At 57.8% G+C, this 15,216-nt stretch carries 17 protein-coding genes; 11 read left to right on the top strand and 6 right to left on the bottom strand.

Annotated elements, in window-relative coordinates; all coding sequences use genetic code 11:
* The first annotated feature begins 113 nt into the window (after positions 1-113).
* The 4 genes from rnpA (at position 114) to HDF14_RS04010 (ending at position 3,418) form a co-directional block, all read left to right on the top strand.
* Entirely contained in the window at positions 114-509 is a 396-nt protein-coding gene (gene rnpA / locus HDF14_RS04025) for a ribonuclease P protein component (protein ID WP_183973809.1), read from the top strand.
* 4 nt (positions 510-513) lie between these two features.
* A complete protein-coding gene (gene yidD / locus HDF14_RS04020; RefSeq protein WP_183973807.1) occupies positions 514-801 on the top strand; it encodes a membrane protein insertion efficiency factor YidD in 288 nt (95 codons plus the stop codon).
* A gap of 62 nt (positions 802-863) precedes the next feature.
* Positions 864-2,684 carry a membrane protein insertase YidC gene (gene yidC, locus HDF14_RS04015; RefSeq protein WP_183973805.1) on the top strand — a complete coding sequence of 607 codons (1,821 nt, stop codon included), beginning with the start codon at positions 864-866 and terminating at the stop codon, positions 2,682-2,684.
* A 122-nt stretch (positions 2,685-2,806) separates the two neighbouring features.
* The gene (locus HDF14_RS04010; protein WP_260698021.1) at positions 2,807-3,418 is read left to right on the top strand and encodes a protein jag; all 612 of its coding nucleotides are present in this window, start codon (positions 2,807-2,809) and stop codon (positions 3,416-3,418) included.
* A gap of 46 nt (positions 3,419-3,464) precedes the next feature.
* On the opposite strand, the gene HDF14_RS04005 is transcribed toward HDF14_RS04010, so the two are convergent.
* From HDF14_RS04005 to thrS, 5 genes are all read right to left on the bottom strand, one after another.
* Entirely contained in the window at positions 3,465-4,016 is a 552-nt protein-coding gene (locus HDF14_RS04005; protein ID WP_183973803.1) for an SRPBCC family protein, read from the bottom strand.
* 44 nt (positions 4,017-4,060) lie between these two features.
* Complete coding sequence (locus tag HDF14_RS04000; RefSeq protein ID WP_183973801.1) at positions 4,061-4,969, bottom strand: NADP-dependent oxidoreductase; 909 nt, start codon at positions 4,967-4,969, stop codon at positions 4,061-4,063.
* An 81-nt stretch (positions 4,970-5,050) separates the two neighbouring features.
* Positions 5,051-5,479 carry an SRPBCC family protein gene (locus tag HDF14_RS03995; protein WP_260698020.1) on the bottom strand — a complete coding sequence of 143 codons (429 nt, stop codon included), beginning with the start codon at positions 5,477-5,479 and terminating at the stop codon, positions 5,051-5,053.
* A gap of 213 nt (positions 5,480-5,692) precedes the next feature.
* Positions 5,693-6,049 (bottom strand): hypothetical protein, encoded by a 357-nt coding sequence (locus HDF14_RS03990; RefSeq protein WP_260698019.1) that lies wholly within the window; start codon positions 6,047-6,049, stop codon positions 5,693-5,695.
* 18 nt (positions 6,050-6,067) lie between these two features.
* On the bottom strand, positions 6,068-8,098 hold the full coding sequence (gene thrS, locus HDF14_RS03985) for a threonine--tRNA ligase (RefSeq protein ID WP_183973797.1): 2,031 nt from the start codon (positions 8,096-8,098) through the stop codon (positions 6,068-6,070).
* 209 nt (positions 8,099-8,307) lie between these two features.
* Between thrS and HDF14_RS03980 the strand changes: the two genes are divergently transcribed.
* Complete coding sequence (locus HDF14_RS03980; protein WP_183973795.1) at positions 8,308-8,637, top strand: hypothetical protein; 330 nt, start codon at positions 8,308-8,310, stop codon at positions 8,635-8,637.
* A 208-nt stretch (positions 8,638-8,845) separates the two neighbouring features.
* Here the strand turns inward: HDF14_RS03980 and HDF14_RS26325 are convergent, their stop codons facing one another.
* On the bottom strand, positions 8,846-8,980 hold the full coding sequence (locus HDF14_RS26325) for a hypothetical protein (RefSeq protein WP_260698018.1): 135 nt from the start codon (positions 8,978-8,980) through the stop codon (positions 8,846-8,848).
* Between the two features lie 233 nt (positions 8,981-9,213).
* On the opposite strand from HDF14_RS26325, the gene HDF14_RS03975 reads away from it, so the two are divergent.
* From HDF14_RS03975 to HDF14_RS03950, 6 genes are all read left to right on the top strand, one after another.
* A complete protein-coding gene (locus HDF14_RS03975; protein ID WP_183973793.1) occupies positions 9,214-10,677 on the top strand; it encodes a bifunctional folylpolyglutamate synthase/dihydrofolate synthase in 1,464 nt (487 codons plus the stop codon).
* Positions 10,674-11,519: a lysophospholipid acyltransferase family protein gene (locus HDF14_RS03970; protein ID WP_183973791.1), complete on the top strand. Its 846-nt coding sequence runs from the start codon at positions 10,674-10,676 to the stop codon at positions 11,517-11,519. Before HDF14_RS03975 ends, HDF14_RS03970 begins: the two co-directional genes overlap by 4 nt.
* Before the next feature lie 59 nt (positions 11,520-11,578).
* Positions 11,579-12,358, top strand: coding sequence for a gamma-glutamyl-gamma-aminobutyrate hydrolase family protein (locus HDF14_RS03965; RefSeq protein ID WP_183973789.1), 780 nt, complete (start codon positions 11,579-11,581; stop codon positions 12,356-12,358).
* A 70-nt stretch (positions 12,359-12,428) separates the two neighbouring features.
* Positions 12,429-13,031 carry a 16S rRNA (guanine(527)-N(7))-methyltransferase RsmG gene (gene rsmG, locus HDF14_RS03960; protein WP_183973787.1) on the top strand — a complete coding sequence of 201 codons (603 nt, stop codon included), beginning with the start codon at positions 12,429-12,431 and terminating at the stop codon, positions 13,029-13,031.
* Positions 13,032-13,194: 163 nt separating this feature from the next.
* Complete coding sequence (locus tag HDF14_RS03955; protein WP_183973785.1) at positions 13,195-14,157, top strand: ParA family protein; 963 nt, start codon at positions 13,195-13,197, stop codon at positions 14,155-14,157.
* A gap of 93 nt (positions 14,158-14,250) precedes the next feature.
* Positions 14,251-15,162, top strand: coding sequence for a ParB/RepB/Spo0J family partition protein (locus HDF14_RS03950; protein WP_183973782.1), 912 nt, complete (start codon positions 14,251-14,253; stop codon positions 15,160-15,162).
* Positions 15,163-15,216: the final 54 nt, after the last annotated feature.

Below are 15,216 nucleotides of genomic sequence, written 5' to 3'. Positions count from 1 at the left end.
GATCGCGAGGAGCCCGCCGAACCAAGGCGGGCTTCTTCGCGTCTACCGATAGATCGAAGAGTTTCGTCGGGGCGCTTGTATCATTGGAAGTGCGAGTATTGCTCTTCAAGCCGATGACTGCAACTGTAAAACCTATTTTTCGCCTCCGCAAACACGCCGACTATCAGCGCGTATACAAGGGCAGTCGCAAACAGTTTGCGAAACAGATGAGCTACTTCTTCACGGTGCGGCCACTTCTGGGCCCTGATGGAACTCCGTTACGCGACGCAGCAGGTCCGCGCGTGGGTCTGACGGTAGGGAAGGTGATGGGAAAGGCCGTTGATCGCAACCGCATCAAGCGGCGCATGCGCGAGGCTGTTCGCAAGAATCTTGCGACACTCAGCACGCCGGTTGACGTAGTTCTGCACCCGCGCCGGAGCGTGATCGATCTCGACTTTGCGATACTCGAGCGCGAGGTAGGAACCGTCTTCCGCGCTATTCAAAAAGCTAGCGGTAAGTCTGCGCACTAAGCCGATGAATGACCCTCATCCCAGTCTTGCCGTCCGCGTCGCTTACAGCCTCTACAAAGGAATTGTTTCGCCCGTACTGCACGTCTTCAGTCCAAGCCAGTGCCTCTATCTTCCTACCTGCTCTGAATATGCGTATGTTGCGCTGGTTCGATTCGGAGTGCTGAAGGGATCATTTCTAGCGCTTCGGCGGATCGGGAGATGCCATCCGTTTGCGAAGGGCGGCTTGGACCCTGTCCCTCTCGAGCCTTCGGATAGTGTTGCCGCACCTATTTCCACAGACCATTTATCATAGGAATAGCGTCTCCGAAGTCTGCGGAGGCGGCCTCACGTTCAGCAAAGAATAGGAAGTCTCTTTTGGCAGAGTTCAAAAACCCCAATCAACAGGGCGGCGGCGACAATAAATCGCTCCTCGTCATGATGTTCGTCCTCGTTACGGTCTTCTTTGGCCTGCAGTACTTCCGCGCTAAGAATAATCCGCAAACAGCCTCGCCTAATGCTGGCCATAGCGCTCCCGTTGCCGGCGGGGCGCAGACTCCTGCACAATCTGCTGCTCCTACCTCTGAGGGTGCTTCCACCGCAGCCGGAGCGACCGGCTCCGCCCCCGGGCTTGCGACGGTTCATGCACAGGCTGAAGCGACCACTTCGGTCGAGAACGAGCTCTACCGCATCACGTTTACGAATCGCGGTGGTCAGGTTTTGAGCTGGGTTTTGAAGAAGTATAAGGACTCGGACGGCAAACCGTTGAATCTCGTGCACACCGAGGCCGCGCAGAAGTTTGGTTTTCCGCTGTCGCTGTATACCTACGATTCGGCGCTGACCTCGGCTCTCAGTAGTGCGCTGTATGTGCCGTCGGCCTCGGGGTCGCTTGCTGCTCCTGCAAGCCTCACCTTCAACTACTCAGACGGCGCGACTACGGTTCGCAAAACCTTCTCGTTCGACGAGACCTATGTGATGCATGCCGACGTTGAGGTCACGCGGAACGGCGCGCCGGTTCGCGCGCTGATCAACTGGCCCGGCGGCTTCGGCGATCAGGACAATGCGGCCGCGTATGCAGGCGCGCAGCTGGACATTGCGCGCAACGGCAAGGAAGAGCACCTTGCTCCAAAGAAAGTCTCCGGTGGCGACACGCTCAATGGACCCTTCGATTGGGCTGGCACCAGCGACACCTATTTCGCTGCGATCTTCCTGCCTGACTCGCCTGACACTGCGACTCTGGCGATGCTGCACAACCAGCTCGACGTGGCAAAGACCATTCGGCGCACAGGACTTGGCGTCGGTGGATCATCCAAGGGAGCGATTGAAGTGCCGATCCTCGGTGCTGCTTTAGGCGATACCAGCGGCCGCACGCAGACACGCGTTTACGCCGGGCCCAAGGCTGTGAACGTTCTACGCGGCATCCACGCCACGGGCAATACGATGACGCTCGAACCACTGCTCGACTTCGGCTTCTTCGGCCCCATCGGCAAGTATCTCTTCCTCTCACTTCAGTTCATTCACAACCACTTGGTTGCAAGCTGGCCTGGCTCATGGGGCTGGGCGATCATCATACTGACGGTGCTCATCAACTGCCTCATCCTTCCATTCCGCATCAAGACGATGCAAAGTGGACTCAAGATGCAGCGCATACAGCCGCAGATGGACGCAATCAAGGAGCGTTACAAGAAATACAAAGCGACCGATCCCAAGCGCAGCGAGATGAATGTCGAAATCATGAAGCTGCAGAAGGATAACGGGGTTAATATGTTCGGCGGGTGTATCCCCACGCTGATTACGCTGCCGCTTCTGTTCGCTTTCTACACCATGCTGCGATCGGTGGTGGAGCTTCGTCAGGCGCATTGGCTTTGGCTCCCCGATCTCGCAGCAGCTGATCCTTACCACGTTCTTCCTATCGTCATGGTGATCAGTCAGTTCCTGGTGCAGTTCTATACACCTTCGCCGGGAGTTGATCCTCAGCAACAGAAAATGATGGCGTTCATGATGCCTGCTGTGACCGGATACATGACCTGGAATTACGCCTCGGGTCTCGCCCTTTACTGGACGATCGGAAATCTCATCAGTATCGCGCAGCAGTCGGTGATGAATCGCACCAGCCTCGGCCGCGAGATGCGCGAGATCGCTGCCAAACGTGCCCGCCGCAAGGCAGGGACACCGACTACCATTTCGGGAAAACGGTAGACCTTTTACCACAATCTCTTGGATCTCGATGAGGTAGTACCATTTGAAAGTGGTACTACTTTTGAAAGAATCAAATTTGAAATAGCTGAAACTTCATCAGCTCGAAATCGGTCTTAAGAAAAATGACGAATCCCCTGATGGATCAGGGTCGTGTGGTGAAAAAGATCGCAGACTTTCTGAAAGTCTTGACGGACACAGGAAATCTCGACCTCCAATCCCACATCCTTGCCTGCAACGGCCACGTGCAACCCAACGCTGATGTGCCACTCGGCGAGACTTCCTCTGTCTCTCATGCTTCAGAACATTCACCTCTAATCTGCGTCGAGCTTACCGGCACAGATACACCCCTCCTTCTTGCCCGAAACGGCGAACTTCTCCACGCCATTGAGCACATCGCGGCAAAGATCCTTGGACTCGAACCGGAAGAGCACGATCTCATCTTCTTCGATGCTGAAGGCTTCAAAGCTAACCGCGACAGGGAACTCCAACTTGCAGCTCAAACGGCTATCGAACAAGTTCGCGCTACTGGCCGGCCCTATTCCTTCCCGCCCATGACCTCGCGCGAACGCCGGATGGTCCACCTTGCCCTGGCGAAGTCCGGCCTGCCGACGGCCTCCTCCGGCGAAGGCCCAAGGCGCTTCGTTGTTCTCTATCCGGAGGGTCCCGCGCCCGCGCAGCCGCTTGCGACGGAAGATCGTACCCGCGCCATTCGTAATAGCTTCCGTCGTCGTTAGCGAAGGCCGACGTTAGCGAAGGCTCGGTTCTCACGCATCGATACGGTCAGCTCTGCGAGCGCGGCATCAGACTGCTTGGCTCCCATCCTTCTTTCGCAGGAGCTAAGGCAACGGTCACGGATTGTCCATCGAGGTAGCGGTGCCAGTCCTCAGACTCCGCCACTTGTTTGATCCCTATATTCCGCTCCGTCAGGAAGGCGGCAACGTGACGCCTCACCAGGCCCTTCGTCGCAATCCGGCCCAGCTTCCCCAAAGGAGGAATGAATCGAATCTCATCCCGCATGCGAGTGCCGTCATCCATGGCCGCGAAGTGATGGTCATGCTCGAAGTGCGAGAACACACCCGAAACCATGACATCGCGAAAGTACGAATAGGGTCGCATCACCGCAATACGGCTCTTGTGTTGCAGCCTCAAGCCGAGATGCCGGCCACGGAACGTCACCGTTTCGCCTTCGCTGATCAGGCCGGTGGTCACCCCTTCAATCGCTTGTTCTCGGGAAGAACGCGCCGACGCAACATGAAGATCAATACTCAGGGAAAGCAGGAAGCAGCGTTCTATCGGTGCATCGATCCAGGTCTCTGAACGAATCGTCTCCATGGGTCTGTCACCATTGCTCTTGGGTGCGGCCTAGCAGGAGTAGCTTACGCCAGCAACAATATCTTTCCAATCCCACCTTTAGCCGCAGCCGCCTGAGCCTCTCCTGCGTCGGACAGCGGAACCATCCTGTCGACTGGAATCACAAACCGTTCAGCAACCTGATCTTCTGCCATAGTTCGCAACGTCTTAGCATCCGGCACAGCATAGACCTCCTCGATCTTGACGGTCGGATGCATCTTCGCATTTGCAGGAGAACCGACCACCGACGCGAAGACTCCACCTTGCTTTACCTTAGCCAGCAACATTTCCGCCGTCTTGCCTGACACTGTGTCGGCTACCGCGTCGATAAACCCGAGCTTCTCCATCGCCGCAGAGTCATCCAGAGCGAGAACCTGGCTTGCTCCAAGAGTCTCGGCCTGTTTTAGTTGCGCCTTCCTCACGCCGGCGATCACAATGGCGCCCGCCTTCTTCGCGGTCCATACTGCTGACCGTCCAACACCACCGAGAGCGCCCGAGACGAGCACCGTCTGACCAGACTGAATCTTGGTGCCCCGCGTAATCAGCTGCTCTCCGGTCGCAGTCACAAGAGGCAGTGCTGCTGCATGGATGAGGTCCAGTTTTTCCGGAACCAGTGTCAGATCTGTCGCCTTCGCCGTCACCAGCTCAGCGTAGGCTTTTGATCCGAAGCCCATCACTTTGTCGCCGGCTTTAAAACCGCTGACCTTTTCGCCTACTTCCCGCACGATTCCGGAAAAGTCTGTCCCGATAATCGCTGGCAGCTCCAACGGATAATACGACCTTGCCTCTCCGCTGCGCAGCTTGTAGTCGATGGGATTTACGCTGCTCGCGGCGACCCTGATCAACACCTCACCCGGGCCAGCCACAGGGTCGGGCACTGATTCATACTTCAAATTCTCCGGTCCACCATACTCATGCAGGACAATAGCTTTCATCGAGACGTCCCTCAGACTAGTGAGATGCGCACCTGTTCTCGAAGTCATCATCAAAAGACGAATTAAAGTCGAGGCGCAGTCCTAATCCGCTCGCGTCTCTTCCGGCAGGTATTTTCGCCACTCCTGGCCTTCAGCAATCTTTTTCAGCAGCTTCATCCTGCGCCGCAGCACACGGGAGATATATGGCACAAGGATCGTGCGTGCAACAATCCTTCCCGCCCAGGAAAGCGGCAGTGTGAACCGAATCTTGTCGTTCAACACCGTACGTCCATCCATATAGAAGAGGTGGTGATCGTGCTGAAATCTCTTGAAGCGTCCACGTCCCATCGTGTCCTGAAAAAACACAGGCCGTTCATATCTGGTGATGAGGCTCTCGTGCATTTGGGGAAAACCGAACTTCCATCCTGCCCAAAGGAGCTTGTCGCCTTCCACAATCGTTCCCCTGGTCTTGCCCTCGATCGGTTTCATGCCCAGCGTTTTTCCCACCAACTCAATGTTGGTCGAAAGCATGAAGCATCTCTCGATCGGAGCATTGATATGAACACTATCGCTAATCGTAAACATCGGTCCCCTGTAGATTGTACCGTCGGTCAGCCTACCGACTCAATCTAAACCTTTGTCAGCCAACAGATGCGCGATCTCGGCGGCGATTAGTCTCCCGGCTGTCGGCACCTGATAGCCAGGTCTACAATTATGGATTCTCGAGAATCATATCTCTCGACATCATGTGAAGCCGCGTTCCGCTTCAGCCTTCTGATGACAGCTATGACAAACCAAGTGGGTATTCCTTGCAGTATACCCTTCGATTGCTCGAAACCGATCAAGCTCCGCGCCACGTTCCGGCAACGCCGTTTGACACAAAGCGCATAGTCCAAGCTGACTCTTGCGCTTCGCGTCTTTCAGTTTGCGACGCTGTGTCGGTGTTCCACTCTCATCGAACTCCAGCCGCTTCAGAATGTATCGTCGCAGCTGAAACAGCCGTTCGCGATCCTCACCGGCGACGCCAGCAATCTTCGCACGCAACTGCTCGAGAATTGCAATCGCTGCTGTGCGATCCTCGTCAGAAAGCGAAGCCATCATCAACTCCCCGGCTAAAACTCAGAGTGCAACCGTCTTTGAGGCGACCAGCCCTTTGGCTCTCCCAATAAAGTCGGCAAGCGCAACACTTCCTTCATCGCCCTTGCCGCGAGTCCGCACGCTGACCGCCTCCGCAGCCGCTTCCTTATCGCCCATCACCAACACAAACGGCACCTTCTGCAATGTGAACTCGCGGATCTTCGCATTCATCTTTTCATTTCGTTCATCGAGTTCGACACGCAGTCCCGCGGCTTCGAGCTTCGCCTTGACCGCAGAGGCATACTCCACATGTTTTTCTGAGATGGGCACGATACCGATTTGCACCGGGGCCAGCCACAGCGGAAACGCACCGGCATAGTGCTCAATCAACACACCGAAGAAACGCTCCACGGAACCAAAGAGCGCACGATGCACCATCACCGGCTGATGCAACTCCCCATCTTCGCCCTTGTACTCAAGCTCGAAGCGCGCGGGCAGGTTGAAGTCGAACTGGACAGTAGACAACTGCCATAGCCGTCCCAGCACGTCTACAAGCTTGATATCGATCTTCGGACCGTAGAACGCACCCTCACCGGGGATGCTCTTGAAGGCCACGCCACGATTTGTCAGGACGTTCTTCAGCGCTGACTCAGCTTTCTCCCAATCGGCGGCATTACCCACAAACTCGCCTGCTTTATTCGGGTCGCGCAGCGAGAGCTCGACACGGTATTCGTCGAACCCGAAGGTCTTCAATACAACCTCGGCGAAATCGAGGCATCCTTCAATCTCGCTGACCACCTGCTCCGGCGTGCAGAAGATGTGCGCATCATCTTGCGTAAAGCCGCGCACCCGCAGAAGCCCGTGCATGGTTCCGCTCCGCTCGTAGCGATACACATTTCCGAGTTCCGCATAACGGACTGGCAAGTCGCGATAACTGCGCGGAGAATTTTTGTAGATCAGAATGTGCCCGGGGCAGTTCATCGGCTTCAGCCGATACTCCGCGTCGTCGAGCTCCATAGGCGGATACATATTCTGCGAATAGAAGCCTTCATGCCCGGAGATCTTCCAAAGATCCCGCCGCATGATATGCGGAGTGTAGACCATATCGTAACCGCGACGGATACATTCTTCGCGCATCCAATCTTCCATCTCTTTGCGAATCAGGCCGCCCTTCGGATGCCAGAAGATCAGCCCCGATCCCGCGACTTCCTGTATGGAAAAAAGATCGAGCTGCTTGCCCAGCACACGGTGGTCGCGAGCCTTGATCTCCTCCAACCGCTTGAAGTGAGCGTCGAGATCCTTCGTGTTGAAGAATGCAGTGCCATAGATGCGTTGCAGCTGCTGATTCTTCTCATCACCCAGCCAATAGGCGCCCGCGACCGAGGTCACCTTGAACGCCTTCACCCGACCCGTCGAAGGCACATGCGGCCCTCGGCAGAAGTCCACAAACTTTCCATTGCGATAGAGCGAGATCTCGTCGCCCGGCTGCGTGAACTTTTCGATGAAGTGAACCTTCATGAACTCGCCCTGTTCTGCGTAGTCCTTCAGCCCCATCTCACGCGACTCCTCCTCGCGCATAAACTTCTCATCGCGCCCAACAACTTCTGCCATGCGCGTCTCAATCGCAGCGAGATCCCCGTCACTGAACGGCGTCTCGCGGTACACGTCATAGAAGAATCCCGAATCCGTCGCCGGCCCATGTCCAAGCTTGGTCTCAGGAAACAGTTCGAGAATCGCCGTCGCCATGACGTGAGCCGCGGAGTGCCGCACCACCTTCAGCGCAACCTCATCGCTCTCCTTCAGCAACTCCAACGCGACATCTTCCGTCAGAGGCGCAGCCAAATCCACCAGCCGCTCGCCGCCTTCCGCGCCGCCGTACATTGCGGCCTCCGAAGTCTCTTCAGTCTCGGTCACCCCTGCTGCCACCGGCGTGAGTGGGCGAATCCGCGCCACCACAACTGCTGCAGCCAGTCGCGGCGAAATGCTTGTCGCCACGTCATAGGCTGTCGTACCGCGCGAAACCTCGCGCACTGAACCATCCGGAAGCTGAATCTTGATCGTCTGTTCGCTCACACCTTCAAGAATAGATGGTTGTCGTAAATTGCGTCGAGACAGGTCCTTGTAGTCAGGCGACTGACAGACCCTCTGCCGGTCATTGACGAGAGAGTTACTACCGAACCATACCGTCGGACAACCGTGCTATAGCCCGTTCCAACAACTCGGGCTACGGTAATGATGTTTGGTGTCCAGATATACGGGCAATTAGTCCACAGGACGGCAACATGCAGGTTTTACTCCGAAGATCCGAATTCCGACAGGACATCCACTGTCCCGTCTGCGGTCAGGGCTTCCGCCTCTACTGGGAGCTAGCTTCCTCCCCCGAACGTGCCACCATGCGCTCCATCGTCCTCGGAGAGCTTGGCGACCATCACACCCCTGAGCAAGGCGGAGAAAAAACAGCCGCCGCCCATCCCTTCGACCTCTTTCGGCTGCCCGGCTGGACGGGCTCTCCCAAATTCACCAGGACCGCTATGCTGGCAGGGCCCGCAAGAAGAATCCCCAGCGAGATCTCCAAAGTCGTCATGATCTCCAGAAAGAGGCAAGAGAGATAGCTCGTTAGCCCTCTTGCCGCAACAACCCAAGACTATTTGGCGGGCAGCGATAGCTGTCCGCATTTTTTTATCCTTAAAATAAGGGCAGTTCCCAACTATCGAACGAGAGAGCTAATCACCTGAGATAGCCCGATTGCTTAAAACAGAAGGACCGTACCCCCATGGGCAACGGTCCTGTTTTGTTTATCGGTAGGTGGGGCTGTTTTAGTTAGGCGATCTCCGGGACACTCTTCATGGTACGTTCCGCGGGGACATGCTTCTTAAGCCAGACATTCGCCCTCCACCGACCAAAAAACGGGGCGACGGCGACCATTGCAAACGCGATACCGAGTGCTACACGCATAACATCTCCTTTTTCCTCTGGGCCTTTCGTAGCCCTTCGAGGTTTTGAACCGGCAGTCTAAAGTGCAAAACATTGCATGTTGCAACTGTTGATACCCCACTATCCGCCCGTCGAACCTCCCTCGATATCCCACCTTGGTGTTATCGGCGGCACGACCGTGTAACGCCAGTGCTCTCGCCTCCCGACTCCCCGGCCAAACTACTCAAATCCAGGCAATCGCCTAAAATAACCCCATGTCTTACGCCGCAGCGGTCGACCATCTCTACGCTCTGGGCCACGAGCTTGCCCCTGCAACGCCCAACACTCCGCGCCGAAAGTTCGATCTCGCCCACATGCGAGTCCTCGCCGGGGCTCTCGGCAACCCGCAAATTTCGTTTCCCTCGGTTCTGATCGCCGGAACCAATGGCAAAGGCTCTACAGCCGCCACGCTGAGCAGCATCCTCACCGCTGCCGGCTACCGTACCGGCCTCTACACCTCGCCCCATCTCGTCCGGGTCAACGAGCGCATCCAGATCGACGGGCACGATATCTCCGACGAAGACTTCGCCCGCCTCTACTTCCATGTCGACGAGTCTGCCCGTTTCCTCGTCGATTCCGGCGACCTACCCTACCCGCCCAGCTTCTTCGAGGTCCTCACCGCCGTAGGGTTCCTCTACTTCGCAGGAGAGCGAGCCGCGCAGGCGGAAAAAACCCCGGTAGACATTGCCATCCTCGAGGTGGGTCTCGGAGGGCGTCTGGACGCCACCAACATAGTCGACCCCATCCTCTCAGTCCTCACCGACATCGCCCTTGACCACCAGGACTACCTCGGCAACACCATCGCCGAGATAACCCGTGAAAAAGCCGGCATCCTTCGTCCAGGCGGCACTCTCATCACGCTCCCCCAGCATCCCGAGGCCAATCAAGCCATCGGCGAGGCAGCCGTCACCCTCAATCTCCGCGCTATCAACGCTGCCAACTACATCCCCCGCCAGACCCCAGGCGTTCCACGTCACGACCTGGAACTGCACAGCCACGAAACAGCAACACCCCTCCCGGCCAATCATTACCGGGTCACGATCGACGGAGAACCCCTCGAAGTCAACTCGCCGCTCTCCGGGCACCACCAACAACGCAATATCGCCCTGGCAATCGCCGCTGCCGTCGAGCTACGTAACCAAGGCGGTTACAAATTATTCCTAGAAAGCAACCAATCCAGTTACAATATCTCCAATGCTCATATCGAAGCGGGAATTCGAAACACGCAGTGGCCCGGGCGGCTCGAGCTCCTGACCTTCTCCAGCGGTCCAAGCCTGCTGCTCGACGTTGCACACAATCCAGCCGGTGCCTGGACCCTCCGTGCCGCCATCGCGCAGCTTCCCGAAGCCCAGCCTCGTACCCTCCTTTTCAGCTGTCTCCGCGATAAGGATCTCAACGAGATGGCCCAGATCCTCTTTCCCCTTTTCGACCCGTCCTCAGGCGATCCCGAGCGCCGCAAAGACCACATCGTCTTCGCCCCCATCGACAATCCCCGCGCGGCCCGTATCGAGGATCTCCTCGCCGCCGCACATACCCTCGACATCCCGGCTCACGCTGCCCCTCACCTCGCCGCCGCTCTTGCCCAGGCCCGCGCCGTAACCCCTGCCAATGGCCTCATCATCGCCACCGGCTCCGTCTATTTAGTAGGCGAGATCCGCCGCCTCGCCGGAGAGCTATGAACGATTCTCCCTTGGCGGACGACGCAACAGTATCAGCCGAACCGAAGCCGTCGCCTACTCTGGCCGCCGAGGAGTCGGCTGGTCCATTGCCCTTCCTTTCAAAGCAGCCACCGTTCCTACTCCGCTGGCTGTCTTACCTCGTTGCCATCCCTCTTGTAGCTCTCGCCACTGCAGGTTTCGGCTGCATATCTCTCCTGGCGGGTCTGTGGGATAAGTCCGGCCGCCAGCAGCACGCCATTGCCCACCTCTGGGCGCGCACTCTGCTCTTGATCAGCCTTTCGCCGGTGAAAATCGTTGGTCGTGAAAAGCTACACGAACACGAAAACGCGGTCTACGCCTCCAACCACCTCAGCTACATGGACACCCCTGTCCTCTTTGCCAAACTTCCCTTTCAGTTCCGCATCCTCGCCAAGCAGTCGCTCTGGAAGGTCCCGTTCATCGGCTGGTACCTCAACCGCTCCGGCCAGGTTCCCGTTGATTCCCAAAGCCCGCGATCCCTGGTCGCCAGCCTGAACCGCGGCGTCGCCACTCTCAAACAAGGCCTCCCCTTGGTCCTATTTCCTGAAGGTGGCCGCACTGCCACCGGCCAGCTCCAGACGATGATGTCCGGATGCGCCTATATGGCGATCAAGGCCCAGGTCCCCTTGGTCCCCCTGACGCTCATCGGAACGTACGAGCTCCTTCCAATACACGTCTACGCGCTTCAACCACGCCCCATCTTCGTCGTAGTAGGCGACCCGATCCCCACAGCGGGCCTCAATGCCCGAGACGCAGATGCCCTCACCCAGCGGCTCTACGAATCCATCTCAACCACCTACTCCCAGTACCCCAAAAACGACTAACCGTCCCGTCAAAGATGTTCCACGTGGAACACGGCGACAAGTCGTATGATTAACCTGCCATGAAGCCCCGCATCGCCATTCCCGTCCCGACAAGTACCGACCTCGCCTACAACCAACGCTCCTGGCCCCAGTACGCCGCAGCCGTTGAGCGCAGTGGCGGCTTCCCAGTGGAAATTCCGGTCGACGCCACGCCTACCACCATCGCCAATCTCATCAACACTTGTCAGGCCGTCCTCCTCCCAGGAAGCCCCGCCGACGTCAACCCACAAAAATATGGCCAGGAACCGATCCCGGAGTGCTCTCCTGCCGACGCTGCTCGGGAGAATGTAGACGAACTCCTCATACAGGACGCCCACAACCTCTATAAACCCATCTTCGCGATCTGTTTTGGCCTCCAGTTCCTGAATGTCTGGCGAGGCGGCACTCTGGTGCAGGACCTCTCCATCCTCCCCGTCAACCACGCTGCCGGCAAAAGCGTAGCGATAGCCCACTCAGCCGCAATTGCCCCCGACTCCCTCCTTGGCTCATTTCTGGACCTCAGCGAAGCCCCCGAACAAGATGACTTTCTTCGCCTCCCCATCAACTCCAGCCACCACCAGGCTGTCGGCATTCCCGGGGATGGCTTTCGCGTCGCCGCACGATGTCCGCAGGACGGTGTCATCGAAGCGATCGAGGGCGGCCAGGCCAGCGAAGGTTCCACGTCGCATTTCGTACTCGGCGTCCAGTGGCACCCCGAGCGCAGCTACGACATCAGCCAAAGTTCCCGGACTCTCTTCGACCGATTCGTTGCGCAAGCCGCCGCCTGGACCCCACGCGCCATCCACACCTCCGTCGCCTGAGCCTCCGGACCAAATCCGCGACGTTCCACGTGGAACATGCCTCCACCCTCTTTGAGATACTGATATTCCTATGCCAACGCTCTCAGAGGCCAGGATCGCTACCATCCTGGCCCCATTTCTTCCGTCTCCCCCTCCGGATATTCTCCCAAAGCTCTCGGCATACCTCGAACTCCTCCTCAAGTGGAACGCCCGCACCAACCTCACTGCCATCCGTGATCCAGAAGAGATCGTCCGCCGCCACTTCGGGGAGAGCCTCTTCGCCGGCCTCCATCTGGCTTCCGAAGCCAATACATTACTCGACTTCGGCTCCGGAGCAGGTTTCCCCGGCCTCCCGATCGCCATCCTGCGCCCCGAGATTGCCGTAACCCTTGCAGAATCCCAAAATAAGAAATCAACCTTCATTCAAGAAGCAGTCAGAACCCTCGGCCTCAAAGCCGAAATCTGGGCAGCCCGCGTCGAAACTATGCCACAAACCATTCAGTTTCATACGGTTACCCTTCGCGCGGTAGACAACATGGTCGCCGCCCTGTCCGCTGCCGCCCCCCGCGCCAGCAACGATCTCCTTCTCTTGACAGGACTTCCACCAATCCCACCCACCGGGTTCACCTTTCAAAAACCCATCCCGATCCCTACCACTCAATCCAGCATCCTCCTCCGCGGAACCCGCGATTAACCGTTCCACGTGGAACAAAGATTTCCACACCGGGCCTCCAGAAACCGCTCAATCTAGGCCCTAAATCCGGTATCCCACAAGTTCTCCACAGCCGCCGCTCGTTCTGCACAGACCACTCCCATTGCCACCTCGGCCTCAGCCCGATACCCTTCAACTACCGCAAATGACGACTGAACAACTCACACCCAAGTCTGACGCAGCATCCAGCTCCGCTGACCAGAAATCCCCCCCGAAGACCTCCAAGGTCATTGCCGTCGTCAATCAAAAGGGCGGAGTCGGCAAGACCACCACCGCGATCAATCTAGCTGCGGCGCTCGCCCTCGAAGGCCTGAACACGCTTCTTATCGACTGCGACCCCCAGGCCAACTCCACCGGTGGCCTCGGTTTCGCGCGGGCAAAGGACGGCGAAGACTCTCGCCTCAGCATCTACGACATTCTGGTCGGCCAGACCACGATCGCCGAAGCCCTCCTCTCCACCGACATCGACTCCCTGAAGCTCATCCCTAGCAGCAAAAACCTCATCGGAGCCACGATTGAGCTCATCGCCCTTGAGCGCCGCGAATTCAAGCTCCGCGACGCCATCGAGCCTATCCGCGCCGACTACCCCTTCATCCTCCTCGATTGCCCCCCGGCGCTCGATCTCCTCACCCTGAACTCACTCGTCGCCGCAGACAGCCTCCTGGTCCCCATGCAAGCCGAGTACTTTGCTCTCGAGGGCATCTCCGAGCTGATGAGCACCCTTGACCGTGTCGGCCAGGCCTTCAATCCCGGCCTTGCGCTCGAGGGCGTTCTCCTCACCATGTACGACGACCGCACCAACCTCTCCCAGCAGGTATCGGAGAATCTTCAGTCCTTCTTCACCGACAAGCTCCTCAAAACGACAATCCCCCGCAATATCCGTCTGGCCGAAGCCCCTAGCCACGGAAAACCCGTTTCGCTCTACGATCCCAAGTCACGCGGCTCCGAGGCTTATCGTGAGTTGGCGCTCGAGCTACTATCTCGCAACAACATGGCCAGTCCCGAAGAAAAGCGTCGCAAGGCAGCCGCCGCAGCCGCAGCCAGTGCTCTCAAATCATTCAACAAACCAGAAAAAAAGCCTCGCTTCTGGCAATCCAAGCAAAGTTAAAAGCCACATAGTGGCCGCTCCACGCGCAGTGGGCCCGTCCGGCAGGAGACATTTCTTCAGTTAAATTAGAAATCCACCAGGAAAGCCGCAACCATGCCAACCGCCACAGCAGATCCCAAACGCCGAGCCCTGGGCAAGGGCCTTGAATCCCTCCTACCCCAGCGTCCAGCTGCACCACCGCCCCCGCCTCTACCAGTAACCGAGCCAACCGGCAAACCCCTCGAGATCCCCCTCGACCAGATCGACCGCAACCCCTACCAAACCCGCAGTCACTTCGACGAGGCCAAACTGTCCGAGTTGGCGCAGTCCATCGCAGCCTCAGGCGTGGTGCAACCCATCGTCGTCCGCCCACTCAGCGGAGGTCGATACCAGCTCATCACTGGCGAACGTCGCTGGCTGGCCAGCAAAAAAGCAAACAAAACCACCATTCCGGCCATCGTCCGCCAGGTCTCCGACGAGCAGACGCTCGAAATGACCATCGTTGAAAATCTTCAGCGCGCCGACCTCAACCCCATCGAGCAGGCGCGTGCCTATCAACGCCTCAGCAACGACTTCAAGATGACCCAGGAGCAGATGGCTATCCGCACCGGCAAAGAGCGCGCCAGCGTAGCTAACTTCCTTCGTTTGTTACGTTTACCGGATTCAATCCAACAGAAAGTAGAATCCGGCGACCTCACCTTCGGCCACGCCCGCACCCTCCTTGCGCTCGATTCGCCCGAAGCAATCACCGCAGCCGCGCAAAAGGTCATGGCGCTGTCCATGTCCGTCCGTCAAACCGAAACCTACGTGCAGGGTCTCATCAACCCCGAGGCGAAAGAGAAGAAGGAGTCGAAGGCCGACACCCAACCCGAGGATCCCAATGTCCGCGAGGCTCAGGATCGCCTTCGCCGCACTCTGGGTCTCAAGGTTCGCATCGAGGACAAGAACGGCAAGGGCCGCGTCATTATTGAATACTCCGGCCTCGAAGACTTTGACTCCATCCTCACCGCGCTAGGCGGCGACTAGCCGCTCGAATACGCCGTACGTTACGATCACTCGCACCCATAAATTCAGGCCAGA

Origin of the sequence: Tunturiibacter gelidiferens (assembly GCF_014201335.1) — a bacterium.
Taxonomy (GTDB): Bacteria; Acidobacteriota; Terriglobia; order Terriglobales; family Acidobacteriaceae; genus Edaphobacter; species Edaphobacter lichenicola_E.
This window is presented reverse-complemented; position numbering and strand designations above follow the sequence as displayed.

What these genes read in the sequence shown, in the direction of transcription:
- rnpA (WP_183973809.1), top strand. Translation starts at nt 114, where the DNA reads ATGACTGCAACTGTAAAACCTATTTTTCGCCTCCGCAAACACGCCGAC.
- yidD (WP_183973807.1), top strand. Translation starts at nt 514, where the DNA reads ATGAATGACCCTCATCCCAGTCTTGCCGTCCGCGTCGCTTACAGCCTC.
- HDF14_RS04010 (WP_260698021.1), top strand. Translation starts at nt 2,807, where the DNA reads ATGACGAATCCCCTGATGGATCAGGGTCGTGTGGTGAAAAAGATCGCA.
- HDF14_RS04005 (WP_183973803.1), bottom strand. Translation starts at nt 4,016, where the DNA reads ATGGAGACGATTCGTTCAGAGACCTGGATCGATGCACCGATAGAACGC.
- HDF14_RS04000 (WP_183973801.1), bottom strand. Translation starts at nt 4,969, where the DNA reads ATGAAAGCTATTGTCCTGCATGAGTATGGTGGACCGGAGAATTTGAAG.
- HDF14_RS03995 (WP_260698020.1), bottom strand. Translation starts at nt 5,479, where the DNA reads ATGCTTTCGACCAACATTGAGTTGGTGGGAAAAACGCTGGGCATGAAA.
- HDF14_RS03990 (WP_260698019.1), bottom strand. Translation starts at nt 6,049, where the DNA reads ATGATGGCTTCGCTTTCTGACGAGGATCGCACAGCAGCGATTGCAATT.
- HDF14_RS03980 (WP_183973795.1), top strand. Translation starts at nt 8,308, where the DNA reads ATGCAGGTTTTACTCCGAAGATCCGAATTCCGACAGGACATCCACTGT.
- HDF14_RS26325 (WP_260698018.1), bottom strand. Translation starts at nt 8,980, where the DNA reads ATGCGTGTAGCACTCGGTATCGCGTTTGCAATGGTCGCCGTCGCCCCG.
- HDF14_RS03975 (WP_183973793.1), top strand. Translation starts at nt 9,214, where the DNA reads ATGTCTTACGCCGCAGCGGTCGACCATCTCTACGCTCTGGGCCACGAG.
- HDF14_RS03970 (WP_183973791.1), top strand. Translation starts at nt 10,674, where the DNA reads ATGAACGATTCTCCCTTGGCGGACGACGCAACAGTATCAGCCGAACCG.
- HDF14_RS03965 (WP_183973789.1), top strand. Translation starts at nt 11,579, where the DNA reads ATGAAGCCCCGCATCGCCATTCCCGTCCCGACAAGTACCGACCTCGCC.
- rsmG (WP_183973787.1), top strand. Translation starts at nt 12,429, where the DNA reads ATGCCAACGCTCTCAGAGGCCAGGATCGCTACCATCCTGGCCCCATTT.
- HDF14_RS03955 (WP_183973785.1), top strand. Translation starts at nt 13,195, where the DNA reads ATGACGACTGAACAACTCACACCCAAGTCTGACGCAGCATCCAGCTCC.
- HDF14_RS03950 (WP_183973782.1), top strand. Translation starts at nt 14,251, where the DNA reads ATGCCAACCGCCACAGCAGATCCCAAACGCCGAGCCCTGGGCAAGGGC.